At 71.1% G+C, this 17,465-nt stretch carries 12 protein-coding genes; 3 read left to right on the top strand and 9 right to left on the bottom strand.

Features of this window, described 5'->3' with window-relative positions; all coding sequences use genetic code 11:
• Nucleotides 1-633 precede the first annotated feature (633 nt).
• The 3 genes from SFY69_00425 (at nt 634) to SFY69_00415 (ending at nt 4,346) form a co-directional block, all read left to right on the top strand.
• Nucleotides 634-1,176 (top strand): DUF2617 family protein, encoded by a 543-nt coding sequence (locus SFY69_00425; protein MDX2130501.1) that lies wholly within the window; start codon nt 634-636, stop codon nt 1,174-1,176.
• 77 nt (nt 1,177-1,253) lie between these two features.
• Nucleotides 1,254-4,190, top strand: a complete 2,937-nt coding sequence (gene ileS, locus SFY69_00420; protein MDX2130500.1) for an isoleucine--tRNA ligase — start codon at nt 1,254-1,256, stop codon at nt 4,188-4,190.
• Nucleotides 4,191-4,346, top strand: a complete 156-nt coding sequence (locus tag SFY69_00415) for a hypothetical protein (GenBank protein ID MDX2130499.1) — start codon at nt 4,191-4,193, stop codon at nt 4,344-4,346.
• A gap of 57 nt (nt 4,347-4,403) precedes the next feature.
• Here the strand turns inward: SFY69_00415 and SFY69_00410 are convergent, their stop codons facing one another.
• The 9 genes from SFY69_00410 to rlmN all read right to left on the bottom strand — a co-directional run bounded on the left by SFY69_00410 (nt 4,404) and on the right by rlmN (nt 17,449).
• Nucleotides 4,404-5,450: an ABC transporter ATP-binding protein gene (locus SFY69_00410; protein ID MDX2130498.1), complete on the bottom strand. Its 1,047-nt coding sequence runs from the start codon at nt 5,448-5,450 to the stop codon at nt 4,404-4,406.
• Nucleotides 5,447-6,724, bottom strand: a complete 1,278-nt coding sequence (locus SFY69_00405) for an ABC transporter permease (GenBank protein MDX2130497.1) — start codon at nt 6,722-6,724, stop codon at nt 5,447-5,449. The genes SFY69_00410 and SFY69_00405 overlap by 4 nt, the downstream gene beginning before the upstream one ends.
• 16 nt (nt 6,725-6,740) lie before the next feature.
• Complete coding sequence (locus SFY69_00400; GenBank protein MDX2130496.1) at nt 6,741-8,183, bottom strand: M20/M25/M40 family metallo-hydrolase; 1,443 nt, start codon at nt 8,181-8,183, stop codon at nt 6,741-6,743.
• 61 nt (nt 8,184-8,244) lie between these two features.
• The gene (locus SFY69_00395; protein MDX2130495.1) at nt 8,245-9,030 is read right to left on the bottom strand and encodes a hypothetical protein; all 786 of its coding nucleotides are present in this window, start codon (nt 9,028-9,030) and stop codon (nt 8,245-8,247) included.
• A gap of 203 nt (nt 9,031-9,233) precedes the next feature.
• Entirely contained in the window at nt 9,234-11,366 is a 2,133-nt protein-coding gene (gene fusA / locus SFY69_00390; GenBank protein MDX2130494.1) for an elongation factor G, read from the bottom strand.
• Nucleotides 11,367-11,684: 318 nt separating this feature from the next.
• Complete coding sequence (locus SFY69_00385) at nt 11,685-14,216, bottom strand: hypothetical protein (GenBank protein MDX2130493.1); 2,532 nt, start codon at nt 14,214-14,216, stop codon at nt 11,685-11,687.
• On the bottom strand, nt 14,213-15,409 hold the full coding sequence (locus tag SFY69_00380; GenBank protein MDX2130492.1) for an MraY family glycosyltransferase: 1,197 nt from the start codon (nt 15,407-15,409) through the stop codon (nt 14,213-14,215). The genes SFY69_00385 and SFY69_00380 overlap by 4 nt, the downstream gene beginning before the upstream one ends.
• Nucleotides 15,406-16,185, bottom strand: coding sequence for a TIGR02206 family membrane protein (locus tag SFY69_00375; protein MDX2130491.1), 780 nt, complete (start codon nt 16,183-16,185; stop codon nt 15,406-15,408). The genes SFY69_00380 and SFY69_00375 overlap by 4 nt, the downstream gene beginning before the upstream one ends.
• Nucleotides 16,186-16,204: 19 nt before the next feature.
• Nucleotides 16,205-17,449: a 23S rRNA (adenine(2503)-C(2))-methyltransferase RlmN gene (gene rlmN, locus SFY69_00370; GenBank protein MDX2130490.1), complete on the bottom strand. Its 1,245-nt coding sequence runs from the start codon at nt 17,447-17,449 to the stop codon at nt 16,205-16,207.
• Nucleotides 17,450-17,465 lie beyond the last annotated feature (16 nt).

Below are 17,465 nucleotides of genomic sequence, written 5' to 3'. Positions count from 1 at the left end.
CCCGAAGCCGCCGCCAGCGCGGCGATGCGGAGAAGTTCCGGCAAAGTTGCCCAGCTTTTCACCAGCACCGCCGACGCCAGGCTGGCCCGATGGTCGGGCGTGTCGAATCCGAGCCATCGCGCGAAGTTCTCAGCGTGTCGCCGAACCGCCGATACCCGGGCCGCGAAAGGACTTGCGGCGGCGACCTCAACGAGCCAAGGCCCAAGAGCCTCGGCCTCGGCAGGGGACGCGACGAGCAACGCCTCGCCGACCGCCGCCAGCCGAAGTCGGAAGCGAAGCCTGTCGAGAGCGTCTGCACGTTCCGAGAATGTGCTGTTCGGTCTTGACACGGGCCGGGCGCCTCTAGAAACTTCGGACCACTTTGGATGAGCGGCCGCTCATTCAAAATGCATGTTGACCTCAGAATAGCACAACCGGTAGTGGTGCGTGCTTCGCTGGGCGTCAACGAATAGAGAGATCGGATGGGGTGCTCCTTGTAGGAGAACTCTTCCGCGAGGGCCGAGTAAAAACCGGCCACTTCAGTGGTGCGAGGGAGATCGTGGGGTACGCGGCTCGACAACGACGTGCGGGGGGTGTCGGGAGAACATCCCGCCGGCACGGTCGGGCACGGCCCCGGAGAACCCGAGGATCCGCATGAACATCCCGCCAAAGTCGAACGTGCTCCAGGGCTATCAGGTGGTCCTGTACAGCCGCGCGCTTCACCCCGAGCTCTTCCAGTTGAAGGGACGCAAAGTTGTCCGCGACGAGGATTACGAGTTGGAGGCCTGGGTGCTCCCCGGGCAGCACGCCCTGCGATTCGAGCACCGCGCACTCTGCGTCAGCGAACTCGTGACCGATTCGGAGCGGGGCGTCCCGCAGCAGGGCATCGTCTCCGCGTTCCTGTGCGCGGGCGAACGCGACTTCGAGCACCAGTTCCCTCAGGACAAGGTCAACTACATGACCACCGTCCAGACCGAGTCGCTCTCCGAGAGCCTCTACTCGGCCACCTTCAACGAGATGCTCGACTACTCGCGTCAGCACCAGTCCCTCTCGCACCGCTGGCGCGACGAGGCCGGGGCCTGCCTGAGCGTCATCGACATCCAGCGGATGAGCCGCGAGGTGCACGTGCAGTCCTACCACCTCATCGCCTCGGCCGGGCTCGTGCTGCGGACGCAGACGATTTTCGAGGTCAAGTGATCCCTGGCGGGCGGGATGGGCACGCGCGACTGTTCGGCGGGCGGTGACGCACGCCCGTTCCTAAAGTGCGGCCCACCATGACGCAGCCCACGCCGCCACCCTCGACGCCCTCCGCTCCGCCCGCCGACGCCCCCCCGAAGGGCGACAAGAAGAAGTACCCCGTCAACCTGCCCCAGACGTCCTTCCCCATGAAGGCAAACCTGGTGCAGAACGAGCCCTCGTCGGTCAAGCGATGGCAGGCGACCCGGGTGTACGAGCGCCTGCGCGAGGCCCGCAAGGGCGCCGAGCGGTGGACCTTCCACGACGGCCCCCCGTACGCCAACGGCTCGATCCACCTCGGGCACCTGATGAACAAGTCGCTCAAGGACTTCGTCGTCCGGTCGAAGTCCATGCGCGGGTTCGACGTCCCGTACGTCCCCGGGTGGGACTGCCACGGGCTGCCCATCGAGCACAAGGTCGTGGTCGACCTCGTCGAGAGCGGGAAGTACGAGAAACTCAAGACGCTGGACGGCTGGACGCGCGCCAACGCCATCCGGCGCGAGTGCCAGAAGCACGCCGAGAAGTACATCAAGCTCCAGTCGGGCCAGTTGCAGCGCCTGCTGACGCTCGGCGACTACGCGGACCCCTACCTCACGATGAGCCGCGAGTACGAGGCCGCGACGCTCGAGGTGCTCGCCTCGCTGTGCGAGCGGGGCATCGTCTACCGCGCGCTCAAGCCCGTGCACTGGTCCATCGCGAACGAGACGGCCCTGGCCGACGCGGAACTCGAGTACCAGGACCGCGAGGACCTGTCGGTGTACGTGGACTTCGAGGCCGCCGACCGCGAGGCGGTGTACGACGCCTTCGGGGTGATGCAGAACGCCGATGAGGACGACGCCGAACCGGGTGAGGAAGTAGACGCGGGCGGAGCGGACGCGGAGCGCGCGGAAGAGGACGGTGCGTCGGCGGCGCCCAGGCCCGGCACGCGGCTGCACGTGACGCCCTCGTTCATGATCTGGACGACGACGCCCTGGACGCTGCCGGCGAATCTGGCGATCGCGGTGAACCCGAAGATCGAGTACGCGCTTGTCTGGGTAGACGGGAACGTGACGGTGATGGCGTCCGAGGCCGTAGCGCGCGTGACGCAGGCGGCCAAGGCCGAAGAGGTCGTCGTGCTCGCCACCGCAACGGGCGAGAAGTTGAAAGGCCTGCGGTACCGCCATCCGTTTATGGCGCACGGGCGGGACGGCCATGCGCCCCTCGCCGCCTCGCACGCGGAAAGCGTGTTCACCCTCGTCGACGCCGACTACGTCACGCTCGAGGACGGCACGGGGCTCGTCCACACCGCGCCCGGGCACGGCACCGAGGACTACCAGACCGGCCAGCGCGTCGGCCTGCCCATCTACTGCCCCGTGCAGGGCAACGGCACGTACGACGCGAGCGTTCCCGACTGGCTGCGGGGCCTCGACATCTGGAAGGCGAACGAACTCATCACCAAGCGCCTCCGCGACAGCGGGCACCTGTTTTACTCGCACCGCTTCACGCACAGCTACCCGCACGACTGGCGCAGCAAGACGCCCGTCATCTTCCGCTGCACCGAGCAGTGGTTCGTGAGCGTCGAGCGGTCCTTCGGCGTCGACGGCGACGAGCCCGGCGGCCTGCGCGATCGTTCGCTGCGCGTGACCGCCCCCGACGCCCCGGACAGCGCCCGCGTCCGCTTCGTCCCGGAATGGGGACGCAACCGCATGCGGGGCATGCTCGACAGCCGCCCGGACTGGTGCATCTCGCGCCAGCGCTCGTGGGGCATCCCGATCCCGGCGTTCGAACTGCCCGACGGCACGGTGTTCATGACCGCGGCGTCGTGCCGCGCGGTGGCGAAAGTGATCGCCGACAAGGGCGCCGACGCGTGGTTCACGCTTACGCCTGAGCAGTTGCTCGCGGGGTACGACGCGTCGGGCGATGCCGAGGCGCCGGAGGCGGTGCGCCGCACCCCGGCGCTGCTCGCGCAGGCGAAGAAAGGCGGCGACATCCTCGACGTGTGGTTCGAGTCGGGCTCGTCGTGGAACGCGGTGCTCCGCGCGCGAAACCTGGGCTTTCCGGCGGAGTTGTACCTCGAGGGCAGCGATCAGCACCGCGGGTGGTTCCAGGCGTCGCTGCTGGCGTCGCTGGGGATGACGGGCGGGCCGCCCTTCAAGGCGCTGCTGACGCACGGGTTCATGGTGGACCGCGACGGCAAGAAGCTGAGCAAGAGCCGCCCCGACGCGCATCGCTACGAGGTCGACAGCGTCTGCCAGGAGTTCGGCATCGACGTGATGCGCTGGTGGGTGTCGAGCCTGACGTACGAGAACGACGTGAAGGTGGACGTGGAGTTGTTCGGGCTGGCGGGCGAGGCGTACCGCAAGGTGCGCAACACGCTGCGCTTCATGCTGAGCAACCTGCACGATCTCGACGCGAACCTCGCGACAGGCCCAGCGCTGCCGGACGTGCCCCCCACCTCGATCGACGCGTGGCTGCTGGGCGAGTACAACCGCGTGGCCCGCGCCGTGCTCGAGGGGTACGACCGCTACGACTTCCAGACGGCGCACAAGGCGCTGTACGACTTCTGCAACGACACGCTCTCCGCGACGTACCTGGCGGCGGTCAAAGACCGGCTGTACTGCGATCGCCCGGACTCGCCCCGGCGCCGCCGCACGCAGGTCGTGCTGTGGCGCGTCACCGACGCCCTGTGCCGCCTGCTCGCGCCCGTGCTGTGCCACACGGCCGACGAGGCGTGGCGCGCGCTGCACCGCTGCACCGAAGGCGACGACCGCAGCGTGCACCTCGAGCGATTCGTGGAGACGCTGGGCACATCGGCCGACCCGCGCTGGCAGGCCGCCCACGCGGCCCTCGGGCAGGCGCGCGTCGCGCTGGAGGGCGCGAAGAAGTCGATGGGCGTCGAGAACCCGCTCGACGCGGGGGTGACGCTGCCAGACCCGCAGGGCGTGCTCGGCGCGTTCGACGTCGTCGACCTCGCCGACCTCCTCGGCGTGAGCTAGGTGCGCATCGACGCGGCGGCCAAGGACAACGGCGTGCACGACCTGCGCGAACGTCCCCGCTGCGAACGCTCGTGGAAGCGCGACGGCACCGTGAAGCAGCGCTCCGACGGCGGGTGGCTCAGCGACCGCGACGCCGCGGCGCTCGGGCTTGCGTAGCGAGCAGCGAGTAGCGAGTAGCGAGTAGCGAGTAGCGAGTAGCGATCAATACTCGCGTCAAGGCTCGACCGCGAGCACGTGCCCGGGGCCGACCTCGATGTACGCGGGCGGCGGGTGCGCGGCGTCCGCGAGGTCGTCGGGACGCCACCAGGGACGCCGCCCCTGCACGGGCGCAAACTCGGCGGCGTCGCGCAGCAGTTCGGCGCTGGTGCTGAGGGGCTGCTTGAAGGTGCGTTCGCCGGGCTGGCAGCGCAGCAGGCTGCGCGTGTACGGGTGCATGGGCGAGGCGAGCACGCGGGCCGCGGGGCCACGCTCGACGAGTCGCCCGCGGTACATCACGCCGACGTGGTGCGCGAACTGCCGCGCCAGGATCAGGTCGTGGGTGATGAGCAGCACGCCCAGCAAGCGCGCCGCCCGCGCGCGGTCGATGAGCGCGAGCACACGGGCGCGGACGTGCGCGTCGAGGGCGGTCGTGGGCTCGTCGGCGAGCAGCACGCGGGGCCCCGCCGCGAGCGCCATCGCGATGAGCACCCGCTGGCGCATGCCACCCGAGAACTCGTGCGGAAACTGGCGCAGGCGCGTGGCGGCGTCGGGGATGCCGACCTCGTCGAGCGCATCACCCGCCCGCGCCCACGCCTCGCGCGCGGGCACCCCCGCCCGACGCACGGCCTCCACCACCTGCTCGCCGATCGTCAGCACCGGGTTGAGGGCCGACATCGGCTCCTGGAAGATCATGGCGATGTCGCGCCCACGCAGCGCTCGCTGCGCCGGCGGCGGCGAGGCGAGCACGTCGACCGCCGGGCCCCCCGGCTCGCGCGGCGCGAGCAGCACGCGCCCGCCCTCTACGCGAGCCCCCGCGGGCGGGAGGCCGATCGCGCTGAACGCCGTGATGCTCTTCCCGCTCCCGGATTCTCCCACCAGCGCGGTGGTCTGTCCGGGGAAGAGATCCAGGCTGAGGTCATCCACCACGCGGCGCGCCGGCTGGCCGCGCTGCGCACCGAACGACACCGTGAGCCCGCGGATGGAAAGCACCGGCGCGTCGGCGGCGGGCGCGGGAGGGGTCGCCCGGGCGGTCGGCGGGAGGTTCGCGGGCGCGCCGGTCATCGGGCCGCCCCGCGCGGGTCGAGCGCGTCGCGCAGCGCGTCGCCCGCGATGTTGAGCGCGACGAGCACGCCCGCGAGCGCGGCGCACGGGAACGCGAGCAGCCACCAGTTGGACTCGTACGGGTTGAGCTCGCCCAGCCCCTCGGCCGCGAGGCTCCCCCAGCTCGGCAGGGGCGGTCGCACGCCGATGCCCAGGAAGCTCAGGAACGACTCCTGCAGAATCGCCTGCGGCACGGTGAGCGTCGCGTACACGATGATCGTCGGCGCGAGGTTCGGCAGCAGGTGCACGCGGAACATCCGCGCCGGCGGCACGCCGATCGTCCGGGCCGCGTCCATGAACGGACGCCCGCGCAGGCTCATGACCTCCGCGCGCACCACCCGCGCCATGGTGAGCCAGCTCGTGCCCCCGATGGCGATCAGCAGCACCGCCAGGTCGATCGCGGTGCGCACGCCCTCCGACAGCGTGCGGGGCGGATACTCGGCGAGCGCACGCGTCTCGAGCGTGTCGCGCAGCGCCGGGCGCGACTCGAGCAGTGCATCGACCTCGGCGGGCGAGGCGGGCTGTCCCTCGGCCCGGAGCAGCGCCCGCGCGGAATCACGGACGAACCCACGCCGCGGCCCCTCGCGCGAGACGTAGTCATCCACCAGCGCGCCGCCCGCGACGGCGAGCAGCACGACGATGAGCACGTACGGGAGCCCGTACAGCACGTCGACGACGCGCATCATCAGGGCGTCCAGGCGTCCGCCCGCGAACCCGGCGAGCGTGCCGTAGAGCGTGCCGACGACGACCGAGATCGCCGCGGCGGCGAGCCCGACGCCCAGCGAGATTGCCCCGCCCAGCAAGAGTCGCGCGAGCATGCTGCGTCCGAGCACGTCGGTGCCGAGCGCGTACGACGGTGCGAGGCGTCGCAGCGTCCGCAGTTCGTCCGGGTGGGGCGATTCGATCACGTCCGCGATCGACCGCCCGGGCCGGGGCACCGCCGCCGCGTCGTCCGCCGTGAGTTGTCGCGCCAGCCGCTCGCGCTGCGGACGCGACGCGGACACCCACGACGGGGGCAGGCGTCCCGCCGAGGCCGACCCCGCGTTGTACCGCGCAACGTCCCCCCCGCCCGGCTGCGCCACCGGGCGCAGCGTCCAGGGCAGCGTCGCGACGCAGGCGAACGCGACGAGCGCGAGCACCGCCGCGGCGATCAGCCCCGCCCGCCGCCCCGACAGCACACCCCGCCCGTCGGGGCGGGGCGCCGGCGCGCCGGGCGGCAGCGTGCGAACGGGCATGCGCGCCCCCCGGTGCCTACATCGCGGCGAGTTCGCCCACGAACGCCGCGTGAGCACGACACCCGAGCTCGAAGCACGCCAGCTCGAACTTCTCGTTCGGGCTGTGCACGCGGTCGTCGTCGAGCCCGAACCCCATGAAGATCGTGTCGATCTTCAGCACGTCCTTCAGCAGCCCCGCCACGGGGATCGACCCGCCAGACTTGATCAGCGACACCTTCCGCCCCGAGGCCAGCTTCAGCGCCCGCTGGGCGGCCTGCATCGCCGGGCTGTCGATGGGCGTCGTGACGCCGAACCCGCCGTGGTGGTCGTTCAGTTCCCAGCGACAACCGGGGGGCGTGTGGTCCTTGCACCACTTGAAGAACATCTTGGTGATCTTCCGCGGGTCCTGGTCGGCGACGAGCCGGAACGACACCTTCGCGCTCGCGTGCGCGGGGATGACCGTCTTCGCGCCCGGGCCGGTGTACCCGCCCCAGATGCCGTTGATCTCCGCCGTCGGCCTCCCCCACTCGCGTTCCATCGCGGTGTAGCCGGCCTCGCCGATATCGGCGTCCTTGCCCAGGCCGATCTTCTTGAGGGCCGCCACCGAGTTGAACTTCAGCGCCTTCCAGTTCGCGCGTTCGGCCTTGGTCAGCGGGACGACGTCCTTGTAGAACCCGGGGATCGTCACGCGCCGCTTGGCGTCGTGGAGCTGCGCCAGCACGCGCGCGAGCTCGGTGATGGGGTTCGGGCAGCGTCCGCCCCACAGCCCGCTGTGCAGGTCCTGGTTCGCCGCGTGGAGCGTGACCTCGGTGTACGCCAGCCCGCGCACGCCGTAGGTGATCGCGGGCTTGTCGCGCCCCAGCATGCCGGTGTCGGAGATAAGGCAGACGTCGCACTCGCGCAGCGTGGCGGCGTGGTCTTTCACGAACTTCGGGAGATTCACCGAGCCCGACTCTTCCTCGCCCTCGATGACGACCGTGTACGCCGCCCCGTTGGTCGCGTGCCCCGAGACCTGCTTGCACGCGCGGCAGGCCTCGAGGAACGTCATCACCTGGCCCTTGTCGTCGACCGCGCCGCGCGCGACGATCCGCCGCCCGCCCGTCTCGCCGGCCTTGGCGTCGCGCAGCACGGGCTGGAACGGGTCCGACTCCCACAGGTTCAGCGGGTCGACGGGCTGCACGTCGTAGTGCCCGTAGAACAGCACGTGCGGGCCCTTGTACCCCGCCTTGGGCTCGATGGTCGCGAGCACGATCGGGTGCCCGCCGCCGCGCCCGTCGGAGCCGATCTCGCCGGACTCGACGAGCCGCGCCGAGAACCCGAGCTCGCCGAGCTGGTCGCAGCACCACTGGGCCGCCCGGCGACAGTCGTCGCGGTACTTCGGGTCCGTGCTGATGCTGGGGATGCGGAGCCAGTCGATCCAGCGCTGGACCGACGCGGGCTGGTTGAGCATGAGCCTGTCGAACGCTTCTGGTGCCGGCATGCGTGCCTCCTCAGGCCGGGAGGGTAGCAGGCGGGCCGACATCCACGTCCGGCTTGTCGGTTCAGCGCCGCCGCCCGCGCGGGCAGGAGAGCACGCCCGCGAGCACGAGCACCGTCCACGGCGTCGGCACGGGCGTCGCCTCCAGGCGGAAGTTGTCGTACACCACGCGCGGGATGCCGTCGCTCCCGAACATGTGAACGCCCAGGTGCTTGCCCTGCCACTGTGCCGGCAGCGTCGCGGGGGTCGTGAACTCCAGCGTGTACGCGAGCATCGTGCCGAAACTCTCCCGGGGCGGCGCCAGCCCCTGCGTGATCGCCAGGCGCGACACGCCCGGCTCGTTCTCCAGCGGCAGCGTCGCGAGATCCGGCACCGCGATGAGCGAGACGCTCAGGATGTAGTCGCTGTCGATCCGCCCGATCCCGCCCAGGAAGTCCAGCCGGTACCGCGTGTTCGGCATCACGAGCGCGTCGAGCGTCTGGCCCATCTGCGCGATCTGGACCGCGACGACGTTCGTGCCGTCCTGCCCCGTGATGAACGGCTGCCCGCCCACGCTGGGCGGGTGCAGCACGCCCGCGTAGTTCGTGGCCGGATCGCCGAACGCACGCAGCCGCGTTCGCCAGCCGGGAACCTCGACCGGGTCGGTCCAGCTCACGCCGCTCGGCCCGCCGCCGAACGGGTACCGCGTGCCGACAGGCACGCCCACGCCCCCCGCGCCGTTGGTCTGCTCACCGACGGCCAACGGACGGCTCAGGACCTCGAACGACGGGTTGACGATGGGAATGACGTCGGCGCCCGCCGTGGTGGCGAGGGCCAGGACGAACCCGACAAATGCTTCGCGTACGGACATGCGGCGTCTCCGGTCTTGCCGCGCCTCTCCCCAGTGCCGCCGCAGCCTAGCCGATCCGTGCGAAAACGGAAGAGGAACATCGCGTCGCGCGCCATTTCCTCTCTTCGGGTGCGAAACAAAAGCCCCCGGCACGGGCCGGGGGCGGTGCGGGATCGTGATATCGGCACGAAGCGGGCCGGGAGGCCGCGGGTCGCGTGGCGGGCTTACTTCTTGCCCTTGGCGGCCTTTTCCTTCTCGCCCATCAACTGCTCCTGCACGTTGCGGGGCACCTGGCGGTACTCGAGGAACTCCATGGACGCGCTGGCGCGTCCCTGCGACATGCCGCGCAGCGAGGTGGTGTAGCCGAAGAGTTCGGCGAGCGGGATCTCGGCGTTGACCATCTTGACCGGGTCGCGGTCCTCGGTGTCGATGATCATGCCGCGCCGGGAGTTGACGTCGCCGGTGACGTTGCCCAGGTAGTCGTTGGGCACGGTGATGACGACCTTCATGATCGGCTCGAGCAGCACGGGGCCGGCGCGATCGACGGCCTCCTGCAGCGCGATGCGTCCGGCCTGCTCGAAGGCGATCTGGCTCGAGTCGACGTCGTGGTACGAGCCGTAGGTAAGCGTCGCCTTCGCGTTGATGAGCTGGTAGCCGAACTTGACGCCGGTGAGGGCGGTCTGGCGGATGCCGTACTCGACGCTGGGGATGAACTCCTTGGGGATCACGCCGCCGACGACGGCGTTCTCGAAGGCGAAGTTGTCGGTGAAGTCGAGTTCCTCGGCCTCGGCCTGGTCCTTGGTGAAGGGCTCGATGGTGATGACGCAGTCGCCGTACTGGCCTCGCCCGCCCGACTGCTTCTTGAAGAGCCCGCGGACGTCCTCGACCTTGCGGGTGATGGCCTCGCGGTACGACACCTTGGGCTTGCCGACCTCGACGCCGATCTTCATGTCGCGCTGGAGCTTGGTGCGGATGATGTCGAGGTGGAGCTCGCCCATGCCCGAGATGATGGTCTGGGCGGTCTCCTCGTCGTACGTGAAGCGGAACGAGGGGTCCTCGCGCCGGATGGTGAGCAGCGCCTCGGAGAGCTTGCGCTTGTCGTCCTGGGTCTTGGGCTCGATGGACATCGAGATGACCGGCTCGGGGAAGTGCATGCGCTCGAGCACGATCGGGTGGTCCATGTCGCAGAGGGTGTCGCCGGTGTAGCTGTCCTTGATGCCGACGACCGCGACGATGTTGCCCGCCGTCACTTCCTCCAGCGGGATGCGGTTCTGCGCGTGCATCTCGAAGATGCGCGAGCAGTTCTCCTTCTTGTTGTTCATCGGGTTGAGCAGGCGTGTGCCCTTGCCCAGCGTGCCCGAGTAGACGCGCATGTACGTCAGATCGCCGTGCGTGTCAGACACGACCTTGAAGACCAGGGCGGCGAACGGCGCGTCCTTGTCGTGCGGACGCGTGAGCTTCTTGTCCTTGTCCTGCGGGTCGCTGCCCTCGACGTCGGGCTTCTCGGTCGGGCTCGGGAGGAAGTCGATCACCGCGTCCAGCAGGGCCTGCACGCCCATGTTCCGCAGCGCCGCCCCGCACATGACCGGGAAGGCCTTGCGCGTGATCGTCGCTGTCCGCAGCGCCGCGATCATCTGCTCGACCGTCGGCTCCTTGCCCTCGAGGAACATCTCCATGAGCCCGTCGTCCAGCTCGCTGATCTTCTCGATCATCTCGCGGCGCCACTTCTGGGCCATCTCCTGCCAGTCGGCCGGGACGTCCTTGATCACCATCGTCTCGCCCTTGTCGCCCTCGAAGAAGAGCGCCTTCTCGCGGAGCAGGTCGATGATGCCGACAAAGTCGTGCCCGGTGCCGATGGGGTACTGGATCGGGATCCCGTTGGCGCCCAGGCGCGTCTTGATCGTGCCGAACGAGAAGTCGAAGCTCGCGCCGATCTTGTCCATCTTGTTGATGAAGCAGATGCGGGGCACGCGGTAGCGGTCGGCCTGGCGCCACACCGTCTCGCTCTGGGCCTCGACGCCTTCCTTGCCGTCGAACACCGCCACCGCGCCGTCGAGCACGCGCAGCGAACGCTCCACCTCGATCGTGAAGTCCACGTGCCCGGGCGTGTCGATCAGGTTGATCTTGTACTCGCGCCCCGCCTTCTCCCACGGGCACGTCGTCGCCGCCGACTGGATCGTGATCCCGCGCTCCTGCTCGTCCTGCAGGAAGTCCATCGTCGCGGTGCCCTCGTGCACCTCGCCGATCTTGTAGTTCTTGCCCGTGTAGTACAGGATGCGCTCCGACACGGTCGTTTTCCCCGCGTCGATGTGGGCGCAGATGCCGATGTTCCGGATGTGACTGAGGTCGGTAGCCATGACTCGATCAACCTTTCCGGCCCCGCCCGACGCTCTGGGCGCCGCGGGCCTGTCTGCTCTCGTCTCGTGCTGAGCCCGGGCGCGCCCCGGGCTTCCTGTGTTCGCTTGCAACTCTCGGTGCTGGCGGGCGCGACGTGCCACGCGACGACGGTGCCGCCACGGGCGGGGAACTCTCAGTTCACATCGTCGTCGTCATCCGCGTCCATCGCCGACCTCGGGCCTCGAACGTCGGCACGGACCGCACCAGCCCTCAAGCAAGGCCGCTCGCCGCACTGACACCGGGGAAGAGCCGGAATACTAACGGCCTACCCCCGTGAATCAAGACGCCTCCCGAGGCTCCCCAGACCCCGCCTCGACCAATGCCCGCAGTTCCGCTCGCTTCGCCTCCGACAGGCCCTGCGCCGGGTCCAGCCGCATCAGCCCATCCACTTCCAGGGCCTTTGCCGCCCAAATCCCCGCGAGCGCCCGCTGCCCCCGGGCCGCCGCACTTTGAGCGATCAGCATCGGGTACACCACCGCGTACGGAGACCGCACAGACGCCGAACTCCACGCCCGCTCCGCCTCGATCTGCAGCGCTTCGTCGCCCGCGATCTCGCCCGCCGCGCGGCACGCCGCCCCCGCATGGCCCCACGACGATGACGTGCCCGCCCGCTCGGCGAAGCGCAGCGCGTCGGACGCCGCCCGACGAGCCGCGTCGCTCGCGCCGGCCCGATCTCCGCCCGCCAGCAGCACGCTCGCCTGCGCCAATCGCAGCCGATCCACCGCGTGGCTCGTGTCCGGATGATCCGGCGCCGCCGCGAGCGCCCGCTCCAACGCCGCGAGCGCCGACTCGCCCCGCGCCCGGCGCAGCCGCAGCAGCGCGTTGCCGGGGTCTTCCCGCGCGGGGTCGGGCCCGGGCACCCCGCTCGCGGCACATTCCGCCGCAAGATCCGCCAGCCACGCCCGCCCCGCCTCGCGCGGCGCCCGCCCGTCGCGCAGGTCGGCCAGCCGGGCGCTGAGCATCGCCACCGGCTCGGCCAGCGCGTACGCCTCGCGGAGCGCGCCGTCCCATCGCCACGCCGCCCGCAGCGGCACGAGCACGCACACCATCAACACACCCGCGCCGACCGCCACGCCCGCCCACGCCCGGACCACGCTCCGAGGCGTCGCGCTCGCGCCCGCCGACGCCCGGGCCGTGCTCGGCTGCGCGCCCGCCCCCAGTCCGAGGAAGATCATGAGCACCGCCAGCGCACCGGGGATCGACGCGACGACGTCGAACTGCGCCACGCCCGCCAGGCACAGCCCCGCCACGCCCGCGGCACGCAGCCCTGAACCCGTGTGCCCCGCGCCCCTCGCGCGCAGCGCCATCAGCACCCCGGCCGCAACAACGCCCGCGCCCCCCAGCCCGAACAGACGCACCAGCGCCGCCTCAACCGTCGCGATCGATGACTCGATGCGCGACCCCACGACCACGGCGAGCGCGATGCACCCGACGATCGCCAGCACGTCGGTGCGGAGCGGCGCGTGCGACGCAGCACTCACGGGCGCCGCGGGGGCGTCCTCGCTCGCGCGCTCCGTGCCGAGCCCGCGCCCGGCCATCACGCACCACGCGAGCACGAGCGCCGCGAGCGCGACGCCGCCCACGCCCAGCGTCGCCGCCCAGTCGAGCGCCAGCGCGTGCGGGCTGGCGACGTCCTCGGGCGCGATGGGGACCTTGAGGCGTGCGTACACGTCCTTGAACCCGTCGGGCGAGGATCCCAGCAGCGGGAACTCGCCGAAGACGCGCACCGCCCCCACCGTGTAGAACCACCGGAACAGCACGCTGAGCTCGCCCAGGTGCTCGCCCAGCGCACCGCGCACCACGACCACCGCGGGCACACCCAGGAACGCCGCCACGCCCAGCCCCACGCCCGCCCCGCGCGCGGCCCGCGCCCGCAGCCGGCCGAACACCAGCGTCGACGCGCCAAGCGCGGCCCCGGCGACCAACGCCGCGTACCCGCCCTTCGACCCCGCGAGCACGACGCACGCCACACCCGCGACAAACGCCGTCACCACGCCCACGAGGGGAATCGCGCCCCGATCCGCGGCGGCATCCCGGGCCGCGCGGGCCGGCCCACTCGTGCCGGCCGGGCTCGCTCCGCCAGGCTCACGCCGGCTCACGAGCAGCAGCGCGAGCGACGCGCTCGCGACCGCCGCACCGACGCCCGCGAGCACGTTCGACATGCCGAACCACGCGCTCGCGTCGGCCTGGGCGATGCGTCGCTCGTACGCGCGGGCCATGGGCGAATCCAGGCTCCAGCCCTGACTCTCGAAGAACGCCTCGCGCGTGCGACGGAACGTCGCCAGCGTCTCGGGGTGCTCGATGAACACCTGCACCGCCGCACGCAGCGCCAGCAGCACGCCCACCCCCAGCACGCCCGCCAGCAGGACTTGCCTCGACCGCGCGTCCGCCGCCATCGAGCGGCACGCCAGCCCCGCCGCCACGCACGCGCCCCACGACGCACCCATCCACGCGCTGTCGAACCGATGGGGCCCGTTCGCGTACGCGTGCCACACGATCGGCACCAGCCCGGCGACGACCAGCCCGATCTCCCACCACGCCGGCGACCGCCCCGCCCGCGCGCCCCCGACGAGCGCCAGCAGCGCGCCCAGCAGCAGCGCCGCGTCGCACAGCATCGCCATGAGGGGCGTCAGCCCCACGATCGGCGACACGACCGCGAAGGGATCGCCCGACCACCCGGGGAACGGGTCGAACCCGACGGTGCACCGCAGCGCGAGCGCCGCGAGCATGACGAGGGCCCCGGCGAAGCGCGATGCGCCGCCGGTCGCGTCGGCCGCCACGTCGCGTCGCTGCGGCGCGTCGGCGGTCATCGCCCGTTCTCCGCTTTGCCCGCGCTCGCGTACTCCACCGCCGCGATGACGCCCACGAGCACGACGACCTGCACGCCGATGAGGACCGCCTCCCACGCCCCGGCGCGGGCGAGCAGCAGCCCGGAGACGCCCGACACCGCCGTCAGCGCCCAGATGACGTACACGGCGACGCGCTTGGAGAGCCCGCGCTTCACAAGGCGGTGCGAGAGATGCTGCAGGTCGCCCACGAACGGGCTGCGCCCCTGCGACAGGCGGATCAGCACGACGCTGGTGAAGTCGTACAGCGGGACGGCGAGCACGACCAGCGGCGTCAGCAGCGCATACCACGCGCCCGACCCGCGCAACGCCCTCGCCGCCGCATCGTCCGGCGCAAAGTACGTCGCCCGCACCGTGAGGAACGCGAGCAGGAACCCGAGCACCAGCGACCCACCGTCGCCCATGAAGATCTTCGCCCCGCCCCGGCGCGGTGCGTTGTACGCCAGGAACCCCAGGCACGCGCCCACCAGCAGCGCCAGGCACGCGCCGACGAACCACTGCTCGTTCCGCAGCGCGCCGACGAGCAGCAGCGAGCCCGCCACCGCCGCCACGCCCCCCGCCAGCCCGTCCATGTTGTCCAGGAAGTTCAGCGCGTTCGTCACGACCAGGAACCACACCGCCGTCAGCCCGATCGACAGCCACACCCCGCCCACGCGCCCGTCGAGCAGCGTGAGCAGGCGCGTGTCGTCGAGTTGCGGCGAGAGCGTGGTCAGCAGCGGGAGAGCGATCGCCGGGACCGCCATCACCACCAGCTTTGGCCACGCGCCCAGCGGGCGCCGGTCGTCGATCAGCCCCAGCACGTGCAGCCACAGGACGCACGCGCCCAGCAGCAGCGCCAGGGGCGTGCGCGCCTGGATGCCCGCGAGGTGCTCGTGCAGGTCCGCCGGCAGCAGCGTGAAGTCGTTGCGCCAATCCGCGTCCGGCGAGGCATCGATCCCGCGCAGTTTCAGAACCCCCGTCACCAGCGGCAGCAGGAACCCGAGGACGATCGCGACGCCCCCCGTGTTCGGCACGCGGCGCGGCGCTTCCTTCACCTGCCCCGCCACACCCCAGCCGTCGTACGCGTTCAGGGCGCGGCTCACGCGGATCACCGCCGCCGTGGCAATGAGCGAGACGAGCGCCGCGAGCGGCACCAGCGCCAGGCAGAGGTTGATCACCCGTTCCCCCCGGGGCCAGAGCGCGGCATCGGGGCTGCCGGCGACATCACCCGACGCCGTCGACGCACCCGCCACGCCAGCGTCATCACCCCGAACAGCCCGTGCACGATCAGCGCCATCCACACCAGTCGCAACGGCCAGGGCCCCAGCAGATCGATCGGCGTGGGATTCTCGGGCTTGCTCTGCCCCACGTACGCGTAGTTCCACCCCGTCGCCATGTTCAGCGGGATCAGCACCGCGACGTAGCCCATCGTCACCATCGACCCCGCGAGGAAGTCCTTCATGCGCGGGCGATACCCCAGCACCGCGATGTCGTACACCGCCGACCCGACGATCTGCAGGTGCGTGCCGAAGAACAGCCAGAAGCGCAGCGACGCCACGCCGAACTCGTCGCCCAACACGGGCGTGAAGAACGCCTGCGTCGAGAGCCCGATGCCCCAGAAGTACAGCAGCGTCCGCATGATCCGCCAGCGCGTCGCGAGCGCCGCAACCGCGATCCACCCCGCCAGGTCGCAGATGTGCAGGGGCAGGCTCTCGGCGGGCACCAGGTTCGGCGGCACCACGTAGTACACGGCGCTCGCGCCCTGCACCACCACCGACGCGCCGATCCACCCGGCCCGCACGCGGTCCTCGCGCCCCCGGCGCTGCGCCCACCGCCCCGCGACCACCAGCAGCACCATCACGCCCGCCGCCACCCCCGCCGCCAGCGCGTGCAGCGCCCCGAAGGGATGGAACTCCGTCAGCATCGAGCCCGTGGCGCCGGGCGCATCCTGCATGGACGGGAGCATACCGGGCTCACCCCGTCTTCGCCGCGTTCTCGTGGCGCAGCTGCCCGCACGCCGCCGCGATGTCGCGACCGCGGCTCGCGCGGATGTGCGCGTTCACCCCGCGCGCCCGCAGCACCCGCTGAAACTCGTGCACGTCCTCGGTCAGCGGCCTCTGGAACCCCAGCCCCGCCACCTCGTTGTACCGGATCAGGTTCACGTTCGCCCGCAGCGTCCGCGCGATCCCCGCCAGCGCCCCCGCCTGCTCCGCACAATCGTTCACGCCCCGCAGCAGCGTGTACTCCAGCGTGATCTCGCGCCCGGTCTTCTCGAACCACGCGCGGCACGCCTCCATCAGGTCCGCGATCGTCGTGTACTCCGCCCACGGGATCAGCCGTCGACGCGTCTCGTCGTCGGGCGCGTGCAGCGACAGCGCCAGCGTCACCGGCAGGTCCAACTGCCGCGCCAACTTCTCGATCGCCTGCGGCAGCCCCACCGTCGAGATCGTGATCTTCCGGGCCGAGATCCCCGTCGCCCACAGCGCGTTCAGCGTCTTGACCGCCGGCACCACCGCCCCCAGGTTCGCCAGGGGCTCGCCCATCCCCATGAACACCACGTTCGTGATCCGACGCACGCCCGCCAGCCGCCCCAGCCGCCACACCTGCTCCACGATCCGCCCCGCCGACAGATTGTGATCGAGCCCCGTCAGCCCCGACGCGCAGAAGCGACACCCGACCGGGCAGCCGACCTGCGACGAGATGCACGCCGTGAACCGAGGCAGGCCCGGCGCTTCGTCGAGATCCTCCGTCGCGTCGCCGTCATCGTCGCGCTTGGGCGCGCCCGCAGACGGGATCATCACGCACTCGGTCTGGCGCGACGGATCACCGATCGGCTGCGCCGCCTGCGTCAGCGACAGCGTCCGCCGCCCCCCGGTGGGCTCGTTCGCGGGGGTGGTGGGCGTGGTGCGCGGGGCGTTCGCGTCGGCGCTCCCCGCCCGGCCCGCAACGCAGTCGTCCCACTCGACGAGCAGCTTCTGCGTGCCGTCCGACGCCGACAGATGGCGCAGCACCTCGCCCGAGAGAAACGTCATGTCGCGCGCCAGCACCTCGCGGTCGAGCTTCGACAGGTTCGTCATCGCCGCAGGATCGGCCACGCCCTTCTCGTACACCCACTCCAGGACCTGCTTCCCGCGAAAGCGCGGCATGCGCCGCTGCTCGCACCAGGCGCCGAGCGTTTCGGGCGTGAACTCGAAGATGTGGTTTTCTGGGTGCTTCACCGTGCAAGCGTAGTGC

Source organism: Planctomycetota bacterium (assembly GCA_033763975.1).
Lineage (GTDB): Bacteria > Planctomycetota > Phycisphaerae > Phycisphaerales > UBA1924 > RI-211.
This window is presented reverse-complemented; position numbering and strand designations above follow the sequence as displayed.